Here is a 19,966-nt window from a genome sequence, read left to right as displayed (position 1 = left end):
GTGATGGGGTTTACCAATGTGGTCAGTGCGGAGCAGGCGGCGAGCGTGGCGCTGCGGTTGGGGCGGGTTGTTGGGTGAAAGGGAGGCAGCTGGCGATTTCGCAGCGAGTCCTGTAGGAGCTGGCTTGCCAGCGAAGCTCGCCAACGATGACGCGCAGGCACCTTCTTTCCGCGAGGGCTTGGGGACGGGGGGGTACATATCCGTTGCTGCGGTCACGGCCGCTTAGGGGGCCGCTCTTACAGCGGGTCACTTTTGAAAATCCGCAATATCGGCCAATCCAAAGTAACCAAAGGCCTCCTGCCCCCGCATCCGGCCCCTCGCCTAGGCTCGGTGTTCCCTCACTCCTGCATTGTTCCGGGGGCACGCCGCCACAGGCCATCCCTGGCCTGATGGCGGCTAGCTCGGCATCCATGCCGAGCTGCCCCTGCTCAGGGCTAAGGCGGCGTACGTGCGTCGGTCGGTATTTTCAAGCCGGACCCCGATTCAACGTTGCCAGCAGGCCGTGAAACGCTTGCACACCTCAAAGCGCTGATCCAGATCGGCCATGCGTGCCTGATGTGCGCTCAGTGTTTCCTTCAGCAGTGCTTGCTGGGTTCGGTAGTAGTACTCGAGCATTTCATTATTGGTCGACATTGCCTTGCTACGGTCGGCCGCTTCGCTGTCGGGCAGCAGTTCCTTGATCGCAGGGGTGTCGAGCAGACCCAGACGGTTGCTGTAGTAATCCTTGTACAACTGCAATGAACGGGCCTTGGTGCCCCTCATCTCATTGGCGAACTGCTCCAGGTTTTGCTGATACTCAGTCCAATAGGCATCGGGCAGGCTGAAGGCGAGGCGCTGTTTGCGTTCCGCTATCGATTTGTCGAGCAGTGTTTTCTGGACCGAAGGGGAATCCTCGGCGTCGGGCTTCATTTTCGCGACGACACTCGCGTCGACGATCTGCGCGATCAGCGCTGCACGTTCCGCTGACTGCGGTTGTGCTTCGGCGGGCTTGGGGAAAATAGGGTTGTGGCCGACGCAGGCGGGCAGGCCTTTGTTGGTCAGCACGATCGGCGAGCGCACAGTCTTGCCATCGATCTGGCGCAGACGGCTAAGGGTGACCTGGCAAGTGCGACCTACTTGGCGGAAGTCCGCTTCGTACTCGCCGCCGCTCTGCGGGGTAAAGTTGAACCCCACGGTGCACACGCTGCCGGTGCTCAAGGTATTGGCTCGCGCGAATAGCTCATGACCCGGTTGCAGCCGCACCTCCAAGTAGGCCTTGGCATCCTCGGGTGCAGCGGCACTCATGGCTGCCCGTCGCCGGGTATTGGCGCTGAACAGGTTATTGAGCAGCCCCGTGGTTTGGCCGCCGCAGTGTTCGGCATCGAACAAGTCGAGCGTCGAGCTGTCACTGCTGCTGATAAAGCGCAGCTTCGCCGCATCGGGTGCACTGGCGTCCGGGTAGGTGCCGTTGAAACTGCACCCGCCAAGTAACAGCGCGGCAATGCTTACAGCGCCACGCACGCGCCATTGGGAAAAACAGAACATGTTGATAGATCGTCCTTGATGCACGGATGGGCGAAAGGCCATCATGCTAAAGAAGGCAGTCGCCGCCGTCCAGCGCGCCTGTCGTCCCTGAATTTTTCTGGGGATTTTCTTTGTCTCCCACCGAGGTAGCGGAATGTTTGGCTCGCGCAACATCTTTACAATTGGCCTGATCGGATTACTGGCCGGTTGTTCGTCAATGCCATCTGAAATGGCGTTGAATTCGCCTGTTTACAACGCGCAAAACGCGGGTCTAGTGGTCGGCACGCTGCTGGAAGGCGGCCCCTACGGAACCTACCTTGAATTTCGCGATATCAAGAGCGACAAGACTTATGGCTGGGGACCCAAGGATGATTACTCGGCATGGCTACCTGCCGGTGACTATGAAGTGAGCCGCCTGGGTCACCGTCGCGGGGTCATGGGGGCTTACTCCAAACCGCTGCGTTTCACCGTCACCCAAGGGCAGCTCAATTACCTTGGCGAGATGGTCTACGGCTGCTCGGCCGTCGCGCAACCGGCTGCGGTGTACGGCGTATTGAACTGTGGGGTCCTCGCGCTTGGCGAATGCACCGTCCCTAGCCCTAGCGTGAACGTATGCGTGGTGGACCGCCAGGATCAAGCGATCAAGCATTTTTTGCAGCAACACCCCGAGCAAGCCCCTTTACCCGTGCGTAACGCGGTCATGTCGGCAGCAGCCTCTGGATCGAGCGTCCGCTTTCCCTAGGTTTTGTGCGAAAAGTCGGTGTGGGTGGAATTACCGCCATGATTGGCTGGAGGCCGACATGACAAGGCGCTACGAACTCCCCGACGCATCGTGGGAATTGATCAAGATCTGGTTTCTCCAGAGCAGAAACTGGGTCGCCCACGTAGCGATGATCGTCTAGTACTCCACTGTGGGTTCTGTGCTCGGGCGCTGCTTGGCGCGACGACGGTACGTTTGACCGGATACTGGAGCGCTTGCACATCCAATTGAACCGGGAAGGGCTGATCGATCTGGACACCTGGATGATCGACTCCACTGCGGTACGTGCAACCCGAGCCTCTTCAGGAACCGGAAAAAAAGGGGGGCTGAAGAACCACTGGATCATGCGTTGGGCCTAGTCGAGGTGGCCTTACTACCAAGATTCACATGATCTATGACGCCAATGGCGTGCCGTTACGCTTCATGCTTTCTTCGGCCAAGCCAGCGATATCGCCCATGCACAGCCGCTGCTGGATCAGGTACGAATTCCCGTTAAGCCGGGGCGACCACGCAAGCGCAGTCGCTGGTTACTGGCTGATAAAGGCTATGACGCAGAACACCTGCGTCACTACTGCGACCGGCATCGAATGCAGCCGGTGATCCCACTGCGGGCTATGCCACGCAAGCCCCGGCTCTTTGATCGTCGAAAGTATCGGCAGCGGAACATCATTGAGCGGATGTCTGGTTGGCTAAAAGAGAACCGCAGGATAGGCACCCGCTACGACAAATTGGCCAAGAGCTTTGCAGCTATGGTCACCTTGGCTGCAGCCTGCGTTGTATGCGGCAGTACTTTTCGTACAAAACCTAGGCATCGTCCCTTCACGCGGACGGCCACGAGTGAGCAATGGCAACCGCTACTCAGAATGGCTGTTTCGAACGCTGAAATACTGCTCGCAACGGCCCAAGGATGGCTTTGCAAATTTCGACGCCGCTCGCAGCCGGGTGCGAGATTTTATCCGCTGGTACAACCATGAGCACCGCCACCGCCACCGCCGCATCCGCTTCGTGACCCCTTGCGCAGCGTCATCGCGGCGAGGATCAAGAGGTGCTGGTCATGTAGCAGCAAGTCCCTTATCAACCTACGCATCGCTGGTCAGGTGCGACGCGTAATTGGCAGCCCATCGGCGCCGTCACACTCAATCCAGAACGGAAGTAACAGGCCCTGAAAACAGTGACATAACAATACGATTGACGTAATAACAAACTTGCAAAGCACTGGTGGCGAGTGTAGAAGGTGGAAAAATTTCTGGAAGTGCCGAAGTACATTTAAAAAATAAATAATAGATGGAGATGATGATGGCTGAAGGGAATCAGGCTATTGGGAAAGTGTGGGCGTTAGTTGTTGGTGGTAGTGGCGGGCGCGGAACTAATGATCGTCTTGTTTGCCCCCGTTTACTTGCCGATCAGCACGGCATGAGTGCTCTCTGTTACGCCCATGTGTACAGGGTGGCGTATGCGTGAGTTCATGACATTCGATGCAGCGGAACCTGCTTTAGTTGCCCGTAGGCGCACCGCCCGTGCTTTGTGTTCCACCATCAGCAATAACCCTGATGGTCGGGAGCCGCTTTATAAACTCCTGTTCGGATCAGTGGGTGAGGGGTTTGAACAGTGGGGAAATTTCTTTTGTGAGTTTGGTTCGAACATAAACATTGGTGACGGTGTTTTTATTAATGCCAATGGGGTGTTCCTCGATGCGTTTGAAATAAACATCGGGAACCGTGTGTTTATCGGGCCTCATGTCGGTATTTATACCTCTAACCATGCCAAGGATCTTGAGCAGCGGCGTCGTTATATAGAATTGGGTGCACCTGTAGTCATTGAAGATGATGTATGGATTGGCGGCGGCGCAACAATCTTGCCGGGCGTCACAGTGGGTAAGGGGTCAATTATCGGTGCAGGTGCTGTCGTGGCAAAGTCGGTTCCGCCACACAGCAAAGTGCTGGGCGCTGGTTCTCAGGTTTATCCGATCTAATCAATAGAGGGCATAAAGGGATGTTTGTCTATCAGTCACGCGTGAAAGACCAAATTGTTGGCTCTGTTAAAGATGTCAGTGTTCATGCAGAGGGTGGCATCTACACGGATGCGATTTCGGGCATGTTTAACGTACCGTTCGGGTATTCGTGCGACCCCATCAAGCAGCATATTTCCAAAACGTTGACGGATCTGCCTTTCCACCCCAAGGATCATTTCTATTCGTCCGAGCTGTTTGAAACTTCAGAGCTGCTGCTCAAACGCGCCAAGATGGAAGATGGCGGCTTGCTGTATGTCAACAGCGGCTCGGAAGCCATCGAGTCGTCGATTGCCATGGCCTTGGAATATCACCAGCGCAAAGGCAATACGTTCAAGAAGAAAGTGATCTGCCGCAAGCACTCCTATCACGGCGCCACCTTGGGGGCCCACAGTATTACCGGCAGGAACGATTTCAAGGACCTGCGTTGCAGCGGTTACGACACTATTCGGATCAACCCGCCATTCCCTGTCGTTCACGAAGGTCAGGCGTTGGAAATGCACAGCGTGGCGGATGTGGAGAATATTATTCTTCATTATGGTGCGGAGCAGATCGCTTGCATTATTTTCGAGCCGGTCAACCATTTGAAAGGGATGCGGCAAACTCCCCGCGAGTACCTGATCGGTATTCGTGAACTGTGTGACCGTTACGATATTGTGATGATTACCGATGAAATCGTGACCGGCGCCTCTCGAACCGGAGAGTTCTTGAATACCCATCAGTTTGGGGTTTCTGCCGATATCGTCGCGCTCGGGAAAGGCATCAGCGGTGGTTATTACCCGGCATCCGCTATGGTGACATCCCATAAAATAGCCTCGGTGTTTGACAAGCCAGAGCCGTGGATCCCGTTTTCCTATTCGCATACCTATGCAAGCAACCCGGTTTCTATCGCGGCCATCAATGCGTCGATGCGTGTGCTGGAACAGATAGAGGCCGCAGGGCAGCTACAAAAACTCATTACAAAGACCCAGGCGCTGTGTCAGGAAATCGCCGGGAATGAGCGGATCGCCCGTATTGAATCCCATGGCTTGCTGATCGGCATAACCCTGGACTCAAGCCTTGGGGAGCAGGCAGGCAAGAAATTGGGTGGGCTGTGCTTTGAAAGGAAGTTGATTATCCGAGGTGAGGAAGATTGGGCTTGCCTGGCGCCCGCCTACATCATGTCAGAAGAAACGCTAAGTGACGTGTTCGAGGTGTTGAATGAATCAATTAGTCAGTTATGACCTCGAGCCAGTTGCCAGCCTGTTGACGCCGTTATATGGCATTCGTCAAAGCGTGCATAAACGGAAGGCGTACCTGACGGCCGATGAGTATGTGCGTGCCAATGAGGAAATTGAAGTCGGTATTGCCGAGTCGTCGAAGTGCCAGACGATCAACGAACTGTCGGTAGCCATCGCCAGACAATTTACGCCGTTCTATTCAGACGTAAGGGTCTGCCTGGAGCGGATTCATGAAATTGCCGGTTACGGAACCCTGGCATCTTGCCTGTCGTCACTGAACATTGCCGAAGCACTGTTTGCATTGGAACTCTGCAATGCGGCAGGGGTGGCCAATCAGGATCTGGTGATTGGCAGGGGGCATATTGCGCCATTGTTTTATGCTTATCGTCATGTGCTCAACGGTATGCCTTTGGCTTTTTTGGCTGCGGTTCACGACAAGATTCCGGCTGTTGTCAATAAACACTACGGTTTTGCCTACAGCATGCGGCATAGCCTGGGCGAGGGAGTGGGCATTGCGTTGGGGCGGGCGAATGCCAATCGTGATGCACGTGTTATCTGTGTGGCGGGTGACGGTGAGTTGAACGAAGGGGTGTCTTTCGAGGCGATTCGCCTGATTGGCGAACTTGAGGTCAAGAACCTGACGTTGATAGTGGACAACAATGGCAGAGGGATTGACCCACTTCCCGGGAAGTTGAAGCCGGAGTATTTGGCCGCCTACTTTTCTGATGTTTATGAAGTGGATGGACACGATACCCAGGCGATCAGTGAACACATTCGCCAGGCAGAGAAGGACCATCGCTCGGCCGCGATCATCTGTCATACCGAAAAAGGCGTTCACTCCTTCAAACGTGCCAGCCATCAGAGTTTGATGACGTCAACGGACGATCAGCAGAAGAATGATCTGAGGAAAGCTTCCAGTTGCAGCCGGACGGCCGACATTATCGAAGAAGTTCGGTCAGGGGCACCTGTCCATGTATTCACTGCGGATCTGGCCGCTCGGTTTGGCCTTAAGTCATTGTCCGGTTATTGCAACACCGGCCTGGCCGAGTCAGCGTTGCTGACCTGCGCGATGGGGTGCCCGGATGATGAACTGAAGTTTGTCCTGACCGATGACAAGTATTACCTCAACGCGATAGATGTGCTGCACTCTGCTTTGATTGCCTGTCGTAATTTGCATGTCATTGGCGCTCGGAAAAACGGTGTGTGGGGCGGCGCTACGTACGCCTCAACCGTATTCAGCTTGCTGACGGAAGAAACCGTATACGAACTGACAGACCCTCTCGATCTGTTGGCCTGTATTCATCGACAGAAAGCACAGGGTGGAAACGGCCTGTACTTAATGTACGACCAGCCCATGGAAAGAGTGTGTGCCCTGAGAGAGAAGTACCGGAAGCTGTCTGAAGATATCTATATTTTTCAGCCCGAGTTTGCCGCCGGTTCATTGATAGTGTCATCGGAGTCGATGGCGTACGAAGCCTTTCAGGTCGCCACGACAAAAAGATGCACACATATTCGGTTCCTGTCCGTTCGGCCGGATCTTGAGTTGGTTAAAGAGATGCTGAGCCAATGTGCCGAAATTATTGTCGTAGAACATAACAGTGGTCGCTTCAACCTGGCTGAATACATTGAGTCCAGGTTGCTGGTTCGAGTTCGCAAGGTTTTCGGTGATGCCTATGAGTGGCCAACAATCGAGACTTTCCAGGCAAATGTTGCACCTCGAGCACTGGGTGCATTGTTGGCGGACCCGCCGTACGCATTAGCTAATTAGACTTCGCACGTTTAAATGCAGTTTCAACTATTTATTGGTTTTCTGAGCCCTGTATAGGGTTCGGCGGGCTTTCTATGGATTCAGGAGCAGTGGTTTATGACGCAGGGAAATAAAGCGCAAGGCAAGTTGTCCGGTAAAACCATGATCGTCGTGGGCGGTGCCAGAGGCATCGGCTCCGCGATTGTTGAAGTACTGGCCAAAGAAGGTGTTCATGTCTACATCTTTGATACCGACCGGACACCCAATGCAATCAACCACTATCAAACTCAGGATGTCAGTGGTTATCAGGCGGCTCGCACGCTGGCGGCGGATCTTGTGGAGCAAGGGCTTTCGGTAAAGGCCATTGCGGTCGACGCAACGTCTGAAGCCCAGGTCATAGAAGCCGTAGCGGGCGTTGTCCATGAGTCAGAGCACTTTTACGGCCTGGTCAACGCCATCGGCAGCAGCCATCTGATCAACACGGTTGAATCATCGCTGAGCGAGTTTGACGCGATCGTGCAAACCAACCTTACAGCACCTTACCTGACGTCGCGTGAAGCTGCCCGCGCACTGATCCAGAGAGGCAAGGGCGGCGCGATCCTGAACATCAGCTCCATTGCCGCAAAAGTCGCCTTTCCTGGAATATCTTCCTACTGCGCCGCGAAAGCCGGGTTGCAGGGCTTCTCTGGCGCCTTGGCGCTGGAGTTGGCCACTCACAATATCCGGGTCAACTGCGTTTGCCCCGGCATCGTCAAAACCAATATGTGGAAGTACCTGGAGAACCGCCTCATCGCGCCCAACGAGTCGCTGGATGACTTGTGGGCTCGCATGGAGGGTCTGATCCCGTTGGGTCGCACACAGATCCCGGAAAACATTGCCCGGTTCTGTCTGGCGGTGCTTGAGAACGAAGACATCACGGCTCAATCCCTGTCGGTCGATGGCGGAATGAACCTGTATGGATGACACCGTTGGCACTACGCCTCTTTTGCGCGAAGACCCGAACACCGTACTGAGGATCAGTGATCGTGTGTTCGGTGCCGAGCATTGCGCGCAGCTGCGTTATGTAGCGCCGGTTCTGAAAATGCGAAGCGAACCCGGTAGCGATTCGTTCAATATTCCAGGGCTTCATACGGTGGACAGCTTGGGCACTTTGCTCACGTCGGTGACGGGAGAGTTTGCCCTTGGTGCTGACATCAAGTTATTCAGCCTGGCCAAGTTTGATGCTGCAGGGCTCTTTCTTCAAGTCGGGCTGCACAAGCTGAAGTTCGGTGTTGAAGAGTACGGCAGCAACAAGAAGATCGTATCGGTGCATTCATCGCCCTATAGCGATGAAGTCAATGGCATCGAGGTAAACGATGAGCCTGTGCGGCTGTTCATTTCGCGAAGTGGGGATGTGTTCTCGTGTTATCTGAGTGGCTCTGAGGGTGCCGTGGTTTTTCATCGGGCGTTCTATGTGAGCAACTGCCCGGATGAAGTGCGCGTCGGGTTTAGTGTGCAGTCGCCCTTTTCCGAGGGAGCGGTCGGGGAGTTTTCCCGGATTGAAATATCCTCACAGTCCATGGGACTCATCAGAGAGTGAGCAGGTATGACGAGCAAAGACACCTGGTTGATAGTTTCTGATTTTGACGAGACGTTCATGCCGGTCTTGTCGTCTCGAGAGGCGGATGCCGGGATAGACAAACTGGAAAGCTGTTTGAATCAACTGAAACGCAAGCACCACCTGTTATTTGGCTGGGCCACGGGAAACAGTCAAGCGGTGGTCCTGGACAAGATGAAGAGATACCCCGAGTTTCCCTGGGACTTTGCACTGACCAGTCTGGGAACCGAGTTGTACTGGAATCACCCGGACAGTGTTCTGGAGGATGAGGGTTGGCCGTTACAAGGCGCAGAAACCTTTCCAGAACGGGTCATAAGGCTGAGCGCCCTGTTCGAGCAAGAGGGTATTGAGTTGACGTTGCAGTCGGAGGCTTTCCAGCAAAAACGCATTCGGGGTTATTACTTGAATGCCGATGGCAATGCAGCGATCGCCATCGAGCAGATCCATAGACTCTGTTTGCAGGTTGGTCTTGAGGCCTCGATTACCTACGCCAGTGCCGCCGCCGGCGACCCTGAGAATGTCTACGATGTAGCCATCATGCACCCGGGGTGCGGAAAGAAGCAGGGGGTCGATTTCATCGTCAAGAAACATGAGATTTCCCCCGCCAGAGTCATCTCGTTCGGGGACAGTTGTAATGACATCGAGATGTTGAAGGCCTGTTCACATGGTTACCTGGTGGGCAACGCTTCGCATGAGGCCAGGCAGGCGTTTGATCGTGTTGTTGAGGGTTTCTATTGTCATGGCATCGTTGATGGTCTTCAACGGCATTTTTGAAATGGGATATGCATCTACATGGACAGTACAGTGCACACGGAGCATCACAGTGATAAACAGATATTTGATATCTACTTCGGGTTTATCAATACCTACACCTTGTTTTTTGCGGATGAAGTAAAACTGTTTGATCTGCTTGAAGGCAAAGCGCTGAGGCTGGGTGAAATCGGCTCGGCATTGGAACTGGCACCTCGGGCCGCACAGGCGCTTGTGGCTATGTGCACCAGTCAGGGGCTGCTTGAGAAGAGTGGGGAGTGCTATGGCCTGACGTCTTTGGCGCAAGCGTTTCTGACCCGAAAGTCGGAGACCTCGTTCAGTGGGGTCTTGCAATCCGCACGCCACAAAGAAGATGCGTTCTCTTATGCATTCTTCAAAGAGTCGATGCTCAGTGGAGAGTCCGGGTTGTTCGGTGAGACTGATCTGTTTGAGAACAATGCGCAGGACCAGTTACACAGCGAAATTTTCACCAAGGCGATGCACAGTAAAAGCAAAGGACCGGCTCGGGCCTGGTCGGGTCGGATTGATCTGTCCGGGTATACCTGTCTTCTGGATGTGGGCGGTGGTTCGGGTGTTCACTCTATTTGTGCGCTGGAGAAATGGCCTGAACTGAATGCCGTGATCTTTGATCTTCCCTATGTCTGCGATATTGCCGATACCTACGTCGAGCAGTACCGGATGGCGGGGCGCATCACAACCCATAAAGGAGACATCTGGGCGTCTGAGTATCCAGCCGCCGATGTGCATCTTTACAGTGATATCTTTCATGATTGGCCGCTGGACAAGTGTCTGTTTCTGGCCAAAAAGAGTTTTGATGCACTGCCCAGCGGCGGCCGTATCATTCTTCATGAGATGTTTTTTAATAAAGACAAGACCGGCCCACATAATGTCGCGGCTTATAACGCGAACATGTTGCTGTGGACCCAGGGTCAGCAATTGTCAGAGACCGAGATAAGGGAGCTGCTGACGATCGCCGGTTTTCGCGATATTACAGTTTCCCGCACGCAATACGGTGACTGGAGCCTGGCAACCGGAATCAAGTATTAAGGTTGCTGACAACCAATGCCCTATGAGGGCGTTCTGATTGCACAGTGTGAACTCAAGGTCCGGCGCATTCGCCCCGGACTTCACTTGTGTCTTCTTGCGGGAGATTAAAGTGATCCCAGTACGTTACCGTATTCTTTGTATTTACTCCGGCATGCTGGCGTTGACCCAGTATGAGTGGATGCGTTTTGCGCCTATCACGGATCAGGTGTCCACCCAGTACGGTATTACTTATGGGGAAGTCGGTTCACTGTCTTTGGCTGTGACGGCACTTGCATTACCGCTGGCACTTCCCAGCGGTGGCCTGATTGACCGGATATCGGTGCAAACAGCCTTGCGTATCACCGCCATTGCTATGTTGTTGGCGGCCTTGATCCGGGTGTTACAACCCCATTATGAATACCTGCTTGCCGGCCAACTGTTGTTCGGGTTTGTTCAACCCTTGACCATGTCGCTGCTCGTCAAGTTGATGATCACCTGGTTTTCTGAAGATGAACATGTGCGGGTCACGACGCTGTTCAGTACGGTGATTTTCCTGGGTATAGGCTCCGCGTTCATGATTGTCCCGTTGACGGAGGAGGGGAACGTCAGCAGTTCGTTGTTGATTGACGTCGCGATCCTGGGGCTGATTGCGCTATTGACCTTCATTTATGTCCCGCGAGATGGCCCTCTTGTGCAAACAACGTCCGCCCCGACCAAGTCCGGCGGCCGTTTACTGGCGGAGGGTATCGATTTATTGCGCACGGCTCCGTTCACGGCGGTTTTGCTGATGATTTTTTTAACCAACGGCTATTTCTCCGCCATTACGACATGGCTGGAGCCGATCCTGTTGCGTCAGGGGATCGATGCCCAGGTTTCAGGATTTATCGTTGTTCTGATGTTGGCCGGTGGTATTGCGGGTATGACGTTCATGCCTTTACTGGTGCGGAGCGGTGCAAGCGTGGGGGGCATTCTGTCCGGGGTTTCATTGTTGGCAGGGGGAGGCACGGTACTGCTTTTCACCTCGGGTTCCCCTTGGATATTGAGCCTGGCAGGGATCGTGATCGGTGCCGCGCTGTTATCTCCGCTGCCTCTTCTGCTGCAACTGATAGCCGACACTGCCGGACTCTCCAGGTCTGGGACGGCGACCTCAATTTTCTGGTTAGTCGGCAATATTGGCGCCACGATAATGATCGCGACGTTGGGGGTTATCGCCGACCACGGTGACTGGGGAATGGCAGCGGTATTGCTGTGTCTGGTTCTGGTCGTCCAGATAACGATTTCGCTCATGGGCTTTCGAATGGTCGGCGCTCGCACTACCTGACTTCATACGGTTCTGTGTAGATATCCGTTGCTGCGGTCATGGCCGCTTAGGGTTTCGCTCTTACAGCGACTCACTTTGGAAAAGCCGGAATGCCGGCCCAGCCCAAAGTAAGTAAAGGGCTCCTGCCCCCGCATCCGGTTCCTCGCCTAGGCTCGGCATTCCCTCACTCCGGCATTGCTCCGGGGGCCCGCCGCCACAGGCCATCCATGGCCTGATGGCGGCTAGCTCGGCATCCATGCCGAGCTGCCCCCTTACGCAATACCTGCGTTCGGCCTCCTGAAGGGGCAGGAAGATCAAAAGCCAGATCAAGAGCCCAAGCAAAGCCAAGCGAGTTTTACGCGCTGTCGTAGGAGCCGGCTTGCCGGCGAATTGGCCCGTAAGTCATACATCGTCCTTGCTGACGCTTGCGCAATGCCTGCACTCGGCTTCCTGAAGAGGCAGGAAGATCAAACGCTGGAGAAAACCCATGCGCGTTTTACGCGCTTGTTGAGTTCAATGGCCTTCAGGACTCCTGCCCAGTTCGCCACTGAATCACCTCCAGCACCGCGCAACCCTCCCGGGTGAGCAGATGCACCCCTCGGGTGACCCGCGTCAGATCGCAGTCGGCAATGTCTTTCAGGTTAAGGGTGGACAGCGTGTCCATCAGATCCCGCACCACGGTGAAACGATGGGCCGCACTGCTGGCCAGATCGTTCAGAGAGGCTTGGGTGTCGAGGTAGAAAACGGCTTGGTTGGCGTCGTGGGTGTCGACGGCGGTAAAGCGCGAGAGTGGCTGGTCAGTCATCGGTACAGCTCCTGTTTATGGAGCAATCACCTGGGTTGCCGACGACGAGGAAAATGACCGCTATGCGCGCCTATGACGACCGGAGAATCACCGCGCACAGCCGTCATAACATCCTGTCGCAGGCACCGGATAGGTGACTGCAAAAGTGTTGTGGACGCTGATGCTGCGTTGTAATTCGACCGGCCAAGGTCGTCGCGGATGTTGCTGCGAGGGAGAACTATAGGGGCGGGCTTTTAGTGCGACAACCATGCTTTGGAGGAGATGTTTGAGTGGGTGTGTCGTAGCGACAGTAACGGTTGCATCAGGTGAATTGCCCTGGGTCCACTAGATAAAAAACTCCTGACAGCTAATAGCCGCTCTCTGCCGGATATTTCATGCAGGAGTCGGCTAAAAGCGGGCAGTTTAAACTCTCAGGTTTGGAGCTCCTTGAAAGCGGAGGAGTATTTAATCTTTGTCATTTAAGCCACTCGGAGAAGCTGTTGTATCCATCATTGGTGACCCAGTCATAGATCCGAAAGAAGTGGGACAAGTTGTAGCTCTTGCCGCGATGTTCCGGGCCAACTTTCGCTGAAAACGTAGCGTTCCCATCAATCCGCTCGTACTTGGTCCAAGTGTCTCCGTTTCTTTCCCATAGAGTTCCGGTCTTTCCATCGTCAGAGTACGTAACGCCAACATATTCAAAGGGATTGGGCCCAAGCGGCTTGGTAAGCGCGTCCTTTCCTTTCACGGAGTTTACATGGACTGCGAAAAGGTGATTCCCACGTCTGAAACTCTTCATGATCTCGTATCGGACCCATGGGCGAGCGTATGTTTCTGAACCCACTAGGATGCAGCTGTTTGAAGTGTTCTCAAGGGCGCCGTTGATAAGCCGCTTGAGGGCGAGCTCACCTTGTTTTCTCGCCGTTTCCCATACCGACGCATCGAAATATCCAGCCGCCTCTCGGTCTGGCTTGGTCATCCAGTGATTGCGAACAACGTTCGCGCGAAAGTCGATAACGTCTTGATAGTGAAAGCTGAAGAATACTCGTTTTGCCACGTTGCTCTTCCTTAAATCAGGGGCAGTAGGGAAAGGATGACTTCGTGAGCGCGCTGCAGATCTGTGCCTGAGGCGCCCAGCTCGTGAAGCAGGGGTGTAATCTTCTTGCCATGTTTGTGCTTTGATTCGTCGTACGCTTGGATCACTTCCTTCCAAAGGTCGGCTGAGATCGAGCCAGTAATGCCAACCGGAATGACGAAGAGGCCATTGGCAACCGCAATAGCAAACTCTTCGCGCATGCCGATGGACGGCACCAGAGTCCCTGCCTTGTCCAGCTTGTTGCCGAAAAGGAAGAGCGCAACACCAGCATGAGCGAGCATGTTGCGGCGGTACTCAGTCCAAAGCTCTGGTAATTGACGCTCACCAGACTGGTTTTGGGGGAAGGGGCGAAGGACTAGTTGATCGCTGTCTAGGCGACCACCATTCATGATGGTCTGTTCGAGCACTCCGGTGATAACTGCACTTCCAATTCCCAAGCCGAACCCAGAAATGACCCGGTACTGCTCCTTGCTGATAGCCTTGCTCAGCTTGTAAACGAACTGCTCCGCCTCCGACTTGGTCCAGGGGCTGTAGTCATGAGCCGCTCCCGAGATAAAGATCGTTTTGCGTTTATGACGATGCTCAATCTCTCGCAGGACGTCGGTGATCTCTGAGAACGCATCGACGTAGACGGCCTTAATCCCAACTCGTAGTAGCTCGTGTTTGAAGAGGTCTTCCTTGCGCTGGCGATATTCGAAATCAGCCTGCTCCTCTCCTTCCATCCTGCTCGCCTTGCGAAGGATGCAATAGTGTTGGCGTTGATCTTGCGCAAACTGAATCCGAACTCGACTCAGAATGTACTCGAGGTTGGGATCGGTGAAGCTGAAGCCCAGAAACAGGAACGTCTTGGCGATCAGGTCACCGCTCAGTGCAGTGATGAATGGCTGCATCTTCATGTGATAGCGTTCATAGTCATCACGGATCAACACAGCATCGGACGCGTGATCGACGTCTCCGTGCATCTTGTAAACCACGGCATCTCGTTTGGGGCGTGTAGTTGCCAACTGCCTGTTGGTGTACTTAGTGTCTGGGACTTTCCCACTGCGCTCGAGCGAGCTCTCGATGAGCTTGTCGTAATTTGTAGTCCAATAGGTCTGAATTGGTAGCCTGGCTAGGATCTCGTGATTTTCAGTCGGCGCTACGCCGGACGAGAATTCAGTGACCAGCATCTGATTCAGCTTCGAGCGGTTGGTCGCATTGGCATTAGCGTGGTATTGCGCCAATGTCACCAGATCCCATTCTTTCTCAACATCAAGATCCAGATCGTCGGCGATCGGCTTCAGCAGCGACTTCCAATCCACAAAGCCTGCAGATCGGGACATGCCCGCACCTGCAAAAATTGCCAGATTCCCTTCGGCCAGCTCTTTGGACAGGTTGTCTATGAGCCGTAGATGTTCCCTTTTCATGGTTTAGGCACTACTGGTAGGTTGAAGTTAAAGAGTGCTGACCCACTTGCCGTTGCCCCGCGTGTCGTAGAAAGCAAGGCCAGCAGAGCCACTAGGCACGTCGATTTTGTTATAGAGGTTTAGGTACTCATTGCCATAGAAATGGCCAAGGTTGTCCTGCGTGGGAATAATCGCGATGCGATCATGGGCCTTTTTGCCGTCTGCGAAGCCGATTTCCCAGGGGCACCAGCGCGACATCGTCGAGTTCTGCGTTGCAAGAAAGAGGAACCAGTCGGCGCGGACAATTGCGACTTTGATATTGAAGGCCGTTTCAGCATCAGGATTGTCGGGCATCGTCTGATCCTGCCAGTCGACGTAGACGTCCCATCCTTGACTGTTAAGTAGTTCCTGCAAACCTAGAGCGAGTGTTGCGTCCTTGTGGCTATGGCTCAGAAAGGCTGTGAGTTGACCGAAACGCTTACTGAATTGCCCTTGTATGGAGCGGCGTTGGCCTGCGTTAAGGAGATCCGACTGGCGAATTGGCATAAGCAAACTTTCCTTGTATTTGTAGGCAAAGTGCCACCTTTTAACGTGCTGTTCAAGTTGCCTGCATTATTTCTCGTCTTCGAGGTTTTCTATTAAGTTATTCAGTTATGGATGAGTGGCGGAGTATTTGGGTGTTTCACTTACAGTGAAGGTCGGCGAGGGCGCATTATTTTTTTCTTCTGTGGGATAGTTGTATGAATAAGTTCTTGAGTGCCCGAGAGGTTTATGGAAGGTAACCTGATGCACTTGTTGGCCCAGTAGTGTTTACACAGTCTCTCAAAGACGATATTGACGCAGGAGGAAACGTCATTGGTGCTGAAAAGCTCTATGTTCTCCCTCATTGATAGCTCATTGTTCAGGGATGTTGGTGTCAGCTCTTTCGCCAGTTTTTGTGAATAACCTCCGAGGCCCCCGATCAGATATCGAGGAATTTTTTGCCTCTCAGCAAGCGCCATCTCTTCGGCCACGCCAGGGTTGACTCCATCCTTTTCGTGCATCTTCCCACCAACTGCAACCATCATGTTTTGAGCTGCAATGAGTACCTTGCGCATTGCGGTCAAACTGTCATTTCTAGTTTGTGCATGAGTATCAGTGCCGTTACCTATTTTTTTGGTCACAATTAATTCTGCGACGTCAGTCATTGATTGGATCTCGTCAGCCGAGTAATCGACGTACCACAGGTCTGACATTACCAACGTCACTGGTGGTCTGTCGGTCCTAGTCGAGTGCAACCGAGCTTGCCTCAATATTATGGGAGTGAAGCTTGGGTGGCTACCATGAATGACTCTGCCCCCGTACTTGAAGACTAAACCGCTGAAGAGCGCTACGAACTCGAGAATTCCTCGATCCATTGCTCGTTCAGTCCACTTTTCGCGTTCTGGAATGGCCCCGGAGAGGCTGACTTCCAAGCCCTCCAATGACACGTCAATTTTTGCGTTGTGCGGCTCGATTTCGCTCATGCGTCCCCCAGTTTCGTAAAATTTGAAGTCAAGAGTGCAGATAGCTCCTGGTGGTGTAGAACGATCATGTCGTCATCCAAGTAATCTTTAAGATCATCCTCGGGCCAAAGATCACCGTCATATACGAAGAGAGCGTGATGGACATGCTGTTGTGTCTGCAGGAAGCTCTTGAATCGTACACGGGCAGGATCATAAATTTGATCAAATATGGAGCAATGACTGTGGACTGTCCGAGTCAAACGTAAGGAAAATTTCTGGTATGACTTGAACATAAGAAGTGCACGATTCAATGCTTGCCAGTCGTATCCTGCATCCCTAAAACATTTCTCGACGAGGAAGGGTATGCGACATTTTCTGATGAAAATATCGCAGAGGTAGGTTTCGATTTCTAATGTGATCTTTTCCAAGTCTGCAGTTGATAGAGTTGTCTTCTTTGGCGCGTCTGCAAATGTCATGTCGATCCAGCGCTGTAGATGCAACAACGTCCTGAATCGGGGCCCTTTCTTTTTATCCCCTTGCAGCCTGAATACCACGGGAAGGATGGGAATCAACATTCCATCAGCGGTGTTGATTTCTTCTTTGATCCATTTCGAGTTGTAGGACTCTGGCGTATCGACGAGCAGTACCAAGCTCGCATCGGCGAGGGCTTTTTCAATTTCTTGTTGAACGGGTTCTCCTGGCAGAATTTTGGTATTGCCATCCAGTTCCTTAGCCTCATCACGCCATGGCTTATGTCCTAGTGCTAGGAGGTGGTCATAGATCTGCTCAGCGATTTGTGATCCATCGATGGCTCGATATGAGATGAAAACCTTTGTATTACGGCCTTGGAGACGGAGGCCCAGCATGGCGCCGGCGCGACGTATCAGTCGGCCTTCGGTTCCGAGCGAGTCGTTGTTAAAGGGCAGCGCTTTATAAGCAGAGGCTGCGCCGGGCGGTACAGGAAACTTGTCATCGACGGCGACAGGGAGAATCAATGCTGTATCGGGCCGCTTAGCCAAAAATGTTTTGACATACTCATTCGCCTCGCTCGGGAGTGAAGTCCCATTGTAGAGGACAATCAACATGTCATTCCATTCCACTTCGCCTGGCCAAACGTTGGAATTAGAGTCCAATGCAAGTGCTACAGATACGTGGTTTTGAAAGGTGTCAACGAGATCAGTTTGCATGCTCTGGGCAACATCCTTGCATGCCTCGTTATGCAGAATTACGATCATCTGTCTATTGCCTATGATATGAAGGCTTCTCGAGCCTCCGTAGTTTATGAATAGATATATATCTATCAGTGGCTTGAGAAACGGAGTTGCGAAAAGTTATCTTGCGCTAGTTTTCTGGTTTAAGAAGCTTTGTAATGTTGTATGCGTCAATGTTGTCGCCAATTTTTATGGCTAGGTCAATGTAGTATTCGGGGTTGGCGATAAATGCTGACCATTTCACTGAATAAATGTAAGAAAATTGACCTAGGTAAACTTTCGATCCGGTAGTGTGGTGGGGGCAGTCCGTATATTCGGGCTGCTTTATGTTGAACATGTTCTCCTTCATGATCTTGAATAGTTTGTGTGTCTTCAGTGTGCGGCATTTGCAGTGTGGACATGATTCGTCGTCGATATAGTAACTATAGAGGCCGGATTCGTCAGGTAAGGTGATTGCCAAGAGCGCATTGGGTTTGGATGTTCTATCGCCACGATTTTTTTTCCTCAGAGAATACGATATTTCCCAAGGCATCCATTGATCGATCTCTGGAATCTTCGGATTAATCATCCCTTTGGATACCATAATGATGGTGAGGGAACTGTCGAAGATTTTCTCCCCTAATTTGGTCTGGATAGTGTCGTCTTTGAATTCGCTGAGATCGGCGTCATCCTCTTCTCCCTTATTAATATGCTCCTTGTCTTTGAGCAATTCTTGAAGCCTGTCTACGTAACTACGTGCTGTTGTCTTGTTGGTGTCGATAGAATGGACTAGTTCGTCAGCATACTTGTAGGTTACGAATATTTTTCGTCCCATATTTTTCTCCTTGTATATGTCTCCGCAGTTTTCGATGGGCTGTAAGCGGAGCTGTCCTGGTTGTTGTCAAGGTTTTTTAAGAAAATAGATGTAAAATTTCGCTAGTGTCAATTTTTCTAAAGTAATCTAGCCGACTAAAATCAAAAAATACAATCGGAAATACAAGGTTGACGAATCTAAGGAGCTGTAGTTAGAGTGCTCGTTTTTGCAGTTCTATTTGGAATCCTAGTTTGTGTAGCCCGAAAAATAGAAGAGTCATTGCCAACCAGTGTTCGATTTTGGTCGGTTGTTGCTAATTTCGAACATTGCAGCATCTGTTTCAACCTGCGGTTTACTCCCACTGTAGTTTCACGTGTTAGAGCTAGGGAAAGTCTGCCTGATTCGGAGAATTCTACAAAAGCCTGTTCCCGACTACAGAGGGCGAGGATGGTTTGGGAGTACAGGAGTGAGTAACACAGGCTAATGCTGCATTAGCCCACTCAATGCACAATCTGCGCAAGAAACGCCTTAGCCCTCGGGCTCTTCGGCGCCCCAAAGAACTCTTCGGGCGGAGCGTCTTCTACGATGCGTCCACCATCGAGAAACAGCACGCGCTCCGCCACCTGCCTTGCAAACCCCATCTCATGAGTCACGCAAAGCATGGTCATCCCACTCCCCGCCAGTTTCACCATCACATCCAGCACCTCACTCACCATCTCCGGGTCCAGCGCCGAAGTCGGTTCATCAAACAACATAATCTTCGGCTCCATGCACAACGCCCGGGCAATCGCCACGCGCTGTTGCTGCCCACCTGAAAGCTGGCTCGGGTACTTATCCGCCTGGTTCTCAATCCCCACCTTGGCCAGAAACCCCCGGGCCAGTTCTTCGGCTGTTTTCCGCGACAACCCGCGCACGGTCATCGGGGCCAGGGTGCAGTTGTCCAGCACGCTCATGTGCGGGAACAGGTTGAAGTGCTGGAACACCATGCCCACTTGGCTGCGCACCTGGGCGGCTTCGCGGGTGTTTTGCGAGAGGTCGGTGCGGTCCACCAGGATCTGGCCTTTTTCGGCGATTTCCAGGCGGTTGATGCAGCGGATCAGGGTCGATTTACCCGAGCCGGAAGGCCCGCAGAGGACGATGCGTTCGCCCTGGCGCACCTTGAGGTCGATGTCGTGCAGGACGTGGAAGGCGCCGTAGAACTTGTTCAGCCCGGTAATATCGATCACCACTTCACGCGGATCGACGGCGGGGTGAACGGGCGCTTGGGAGGCGGCGGGAAGC

Annotated in this window: 18 protein-coding genes and 2 pseudogenes; 11 read left to right on the top strand and 9 right to left on the bottom strand. The window is 53.1% G+C overall.

Annotated features, from left to right (window positions below):
- Window positions 1–483: 483 nt before the first annotated feature.
- Complete coding sequence (locus GV818_RS34750; RefSeq protein WP_256679595.1) at window positions 484–1,677, bottom strand: hypothetical protein; 1,194 nt, start codon at window positions 1,675–1,677, stop codon at window positions 484–486.
- Between GV818_RS34750 and GV818_RS33155 the strand changes: the two genes are divergently transcribed.
- The 11 genes and pseudogenes from GV818_RS33155 to GV818_RS33105 all read left to right on the top strand — a co-directional run bounded on the left by GV818_RS33155 (window position 1,658) and on the right by GV818_RS33105 (window position 11,953).
- Window positions 1,658–2,245 (top strand): hypothetical protein, encoded by a 588-nt coding sequence (locus tag GV818_RS33155; RefSeq protein WP_161778680.1) that lies wholly within the window; start codon window positions 1,658–1,660, stop codon window positions 2,243–2,245. The two genes, GV818_RS34750 and GV818_RS33155, sit on opposite strands and share 20 nt — an antisense overlap.
- Window positions 2,246–2,303: 58 nt before the next feature.
- Window positions 2,304–3,071: pseudogene (locus tag GV818_RS33150) on the top strand (IS5 family transposase).
- Window positions 3,068–3,419, top strand: a pseudogene (locus tag GV818_RS33145) (integrase core domain-containing protein); the annotation flags it as partial. The pseudogenes GV818_RS33150 and GV818_RS33145, both read left to right, overlap by 4 nt.
- A 297-nt stretch (window positions 3,420–3,716) precedes the next feature.
- Window positions 3,717–4,235 (top strand): sugar O-acetyltransferase, encoded by a 519-nt coding sequence (locus tag GV818_RS34845; protein ID WP_306108716.1) that lies wholly within the window; start codon window positions 3,717–3,719, stop codon window positions 4,233–4,235.
- 20 nt (window positions 4,236–4,255) lie between these two features.
- On the top strand, window positions 4,256–5,494 hold the full coding sequence (locus GV818_RS33135) for an aminotransferase class III-fold pyridoxal phosphate-dependent enzyme (protein WP_161759769.1): 1,239 nt from the start codon (window positions 4,256–4,258) through the stop codon (window positions 5,492–5,494).
- Window positions 5,472–7,259, top strand: coding sequence for a 1-deoxy-D-xylulose-5-phosphate synthase N-terminal domain-containing protein (locus GV818_RS33130; protein ID WP_218586321.1), 1,788 nt, complete (start codon window positions 5,472–5,474; stop codon window positions 7,257–7,259). Before GV818_RS33135 ends, GV818_RS33130 begins: the two co-directional genes overlap by 23 nt.
- A gap of 96 nt (window positions 7,260–7,355) precedes the next feature.
- Complete coding sequence (locus GV818_RS33125; protein ID WP_072444754.1) at window positions 7,356–8,201, top strand: SDR family NAD(P)-dependent oxidoreductase; 846 nt, start codon at window positions 7,356–7,358, stop codon at window positions 8,199–8,201.
- A complete protein-coding gene (locus GV818_RS33120; protein ID WP_161778679.1) occupies window positions 8,194–8,817 on the top strand; it encodes a DUF1349 domain-containing protein in 624 nt (207 codons plus the stop codon). The genes GV818_RS33125 and GV818_RS33120 overlap by 8 nt, the downstream gene beginning before the upstream one ends.
- Before the next feature lie 6 nt (window positions 8,818–8,823).
- Complete coding sequence (locus tag GV818_RS33115) at window positions 8,824–9,609, top strand: HAD-IIB family hydrolase (RefSeq protein WP_161778678.1); 786 nt, start codon at window positions 8,824–8,826, stop codon at window positions 9,607–9,609.
- Between the two features lie 18 nt (window positions 9,610–9,627).
- Window positions 9,628–10,653 (top strand): methyltransferase, encoded by a 1,026-nt coding sequence (locus tag GV818_RS33110; RefSeq protein ID WP_019095725.1) that lies wholly within the window; start codon window positions 9,628–9,630, stop codon window positions 10,651–10,653.
- 109 nt (window positions 10,654–10,762) lie between these two features.
- Window positions 10,763–11,953: an MFS transporter gene (locus GV818_RS33105; protein ID WP_258028659.1), complete on the top strand. Its 1,191-nt coding sequence runs from the start codon at window positions 10,763–10,765 to the stop codon at window positions 11,951–11,953.
- A gap of 502 nt (window positions 11,954–12,455) precedes the next feature.
- On the opposite strand, the gene GV818_RS33100 is transcribed toward GV818_RS33105, so the two are convergent.
- The 8 genes from GV818_RS33100 to GV818_RS33065 all read right to left on the bottom strand — a co-directional run bounded on the left by GV818_RS33100 (window position 12,456) and on the right by GV818_RS33065 (window position 19,911).
- Window positions 12,456–12,737 carry a hypothetical protein gene (locus GV818_RS33100; protein ID WP_161778677.1) on the bottom strand — a complete coding sequence of 94 codons (282 nt, stop codon included), beginning with the start codon at window positions 12,735–12,737 and terminating at the stop codon, window positions 12,456–12,458.
- A 454-nt stretch (window positions 12,738–13,191) separates the two neighbouring features.
- Window positions 13,192–13,773, bottom strand: coding sequence for a TIR domain-containing protein (locus GV818_RS33095; RefSeq protein WP_161778676.1), 582 nt, complete (start codon window positions 13,771–13,773; stop codon window positions 13,192–13,194).
- Window positions 13,774–13,784: 11 nt separating this feature from the next.
- Complete coding sequence (locus GV818_RS33090; RefSeq protein WP_161778675.1) at window positions 13,785–15,218, bottom strand: SIR2 family protein; 1,434 nt, start codon at window positions 15,216–15,218, stop codon at window positions 13,785–13,787.
- A gap of 27 nt (window positions 15,219–15,245) precedes the next feature.
- The gene (locus GV818_RS33085) at window positions 15,246–15,743 is read right to left on the bottom strand and encodes a toll/interleukin-1 receptor domain-containing protein (protein ID WP_161778674.1); all 498 of its coding nucleotides are present in this window, start codon (window positions 15,741–15,743) and stop codon (window positions 15,246–15,248) included.
- A gap of 140 nt (window positions 15,744–15,883) precedes the next feature.
- The gene (locus GV818_RS33080) at window positions 15,884–16,702 is read right to left on the bottom strand and encodes a hypothetical protein (RefSeq protein ID WP_161778673.1); all 819 of its coding nucleotides are present in this window, start codon (window positions 16,700–16,702) and stop codon (window positions 15,884–15,886) included.
- A complete protein-coding gene (locus GV818_RS33075; protein WP_161778672.1) occupies window positions 16,699–17,868 on the bottom strand; it encodes a toll/interleukin-1 receptor domain-containing protein in 1,170 nt (389 codons plus the stop codon). The genes GV818_RS33080 and GV818_RS33075 overlap by 4 nt, the downstream gene beginning before the upstream one ends.
- Window positions 17,869–18,022: 154 nt before the next feature.
- The gene (locus GV818_RS33070; protein ID WP_161778671.1) at window positions 18,023–18,706 is read right to left on the bottom strand and encodes a TIR domain-containing protein; all 684 of its coding nucleotides are present in this window, start codon (window positions 18,704–18,706) and stop codon (window positions 18,023–18,025) included.
- A 479-nt stretch (window positions 18,707–19,185) separates the two neighbouring features.
- Window positions 19,186–19,911, bottom strand: coding sequence for an amino acid ABC transporter ATP-binding protein (locus tag GV818_RS33065; RefSeq protein ID WP_161778681.1), 726 nt, complete (start codon window positions 19,909–19,911; stop codon window positions 19,186–19,188).
- Window positions 19,912–19,966 lie beyond the last annotated feature (55 nt).

The organism is Pseudomonas sp. Fl4BN1 (assembly GCF_009908285.1).
Classification (GTDB): domain Bacteria; phylum Pseudomonadota; class Gammaproteobacteria; order Pseudomonadales; family Pseudomonadaceae; genus Aquipseudomonas.
This window is presented reverse-complemented; position numbering and strand designations above follow the sequence as displayed.

Excerpts from the sequence above, each read along its gene's own strand:
- GV818_RS33155 (WP_161778680.1), top strand. The coding sequence starts at position 1,658 with ATGTTTGGCTCGCGCAACATCTTTACAATTGGCCTGATCGGATTACTG.
- GV818_RS34750 (WP_256679595.1), bottom strand. The coding sequence starts at position 1,677 with ATGTTGCGCGAGCCAAACATTCCGCTACCTCGGTGGGAGACAAAGAAA.
- GV818_RS34845 (WP_306108716.1), top strand. The coding sequence starts at position 3,717 with ATGCGTGAGTTCATGACATTCGATGCAGCGGAACCTGCTTTAGTTGCC.
- GV818_RS33135 (WP_161759769.1), top strand. The coding sequence starts at position 4,256 with ATGTTTGTCTATCAGTCACGCGTGAAAGACCAAATTGTTGGCTCTGTT.
- GV818_RS33130 (WP_218586321.1), top strand. The coding sequence starts at position 5,472 with ATGAATCAATTAGTCAGTTATGACCTCGAGCCAGTTGCCAGCCTGTTG.
- GV818_RS33125 (WP_072444754.1), top strand. The coding sequence starts at position 7,356 with ATGACGCAGGGAAATAAAGCGCAAGGCAAGTTGTCCGGTAAAACCATG.
- GV818_RS33120 (WP_161778679.1), top strand. The coding sequence starts at position 8,194 with ATGGATGACACCGTTGGCACTACGCCTCTTTTGCGCGAAGACCCGAAC.
- GV818_RS33115 (WP_161778678.1), top strand. The coding sequence starts at position 8,824 with ATGACGAGCAAAGACACCTGGTTGATAGTTTCTGATTTTGACGAGACG.
- GV818_RS33110 (WP_019095725.1), top strand. The coding sequence starts at position 9,628 with ATGGACAGTACAGTGCACACGGAGCATCACAGTGATAAACAGATATTT.
- GV818_RS33100 (WP_161778677.1), bottom strand. The coding sequence starts at position 12,737 with ATGACTGACCAGCCACTCTCGCGCTTTACCGCCGTCGACACCCACGAC.
- GV818_RS33090 (WP_161778675.1), bottom strand. The coding sequence starts at position 15,218 with ATGAAAAGGGAACATCTACGGCTCATAGACAACCTGTCCAAAGAGCTG.
- GV818_RS33085 (WP_161778674.1), bottom strand. The coding sequence starts at position 15,743 with ATGCCAATTCGCCAGTCGGATCTCCTTAACGCAGGCCAACGCCGCTCC.
- GV818_RS33080 (WP_161778673.1), bottom strand. The coding sequence starts at position 16,702 with ATGAGCGAAATCGAGCCGCACAACGCAAAAATTGACGTGTCATTGGAG.
- GV818_RS33075 (WP_161778672.1), bottom strand. The coding sequence starts at position 17,868 with ATGCAAACTGATCTCGTTGACACCTTTCAAAACCACGTATCTGTAGCA.
- GV818_RS33070 (WP_161778671.1), bottom strand. The coding sequence starts at position 18,706 with ATGGGACGAAAAATATTCGTAACCTACAAGTATGCTGACGAACTAGTC.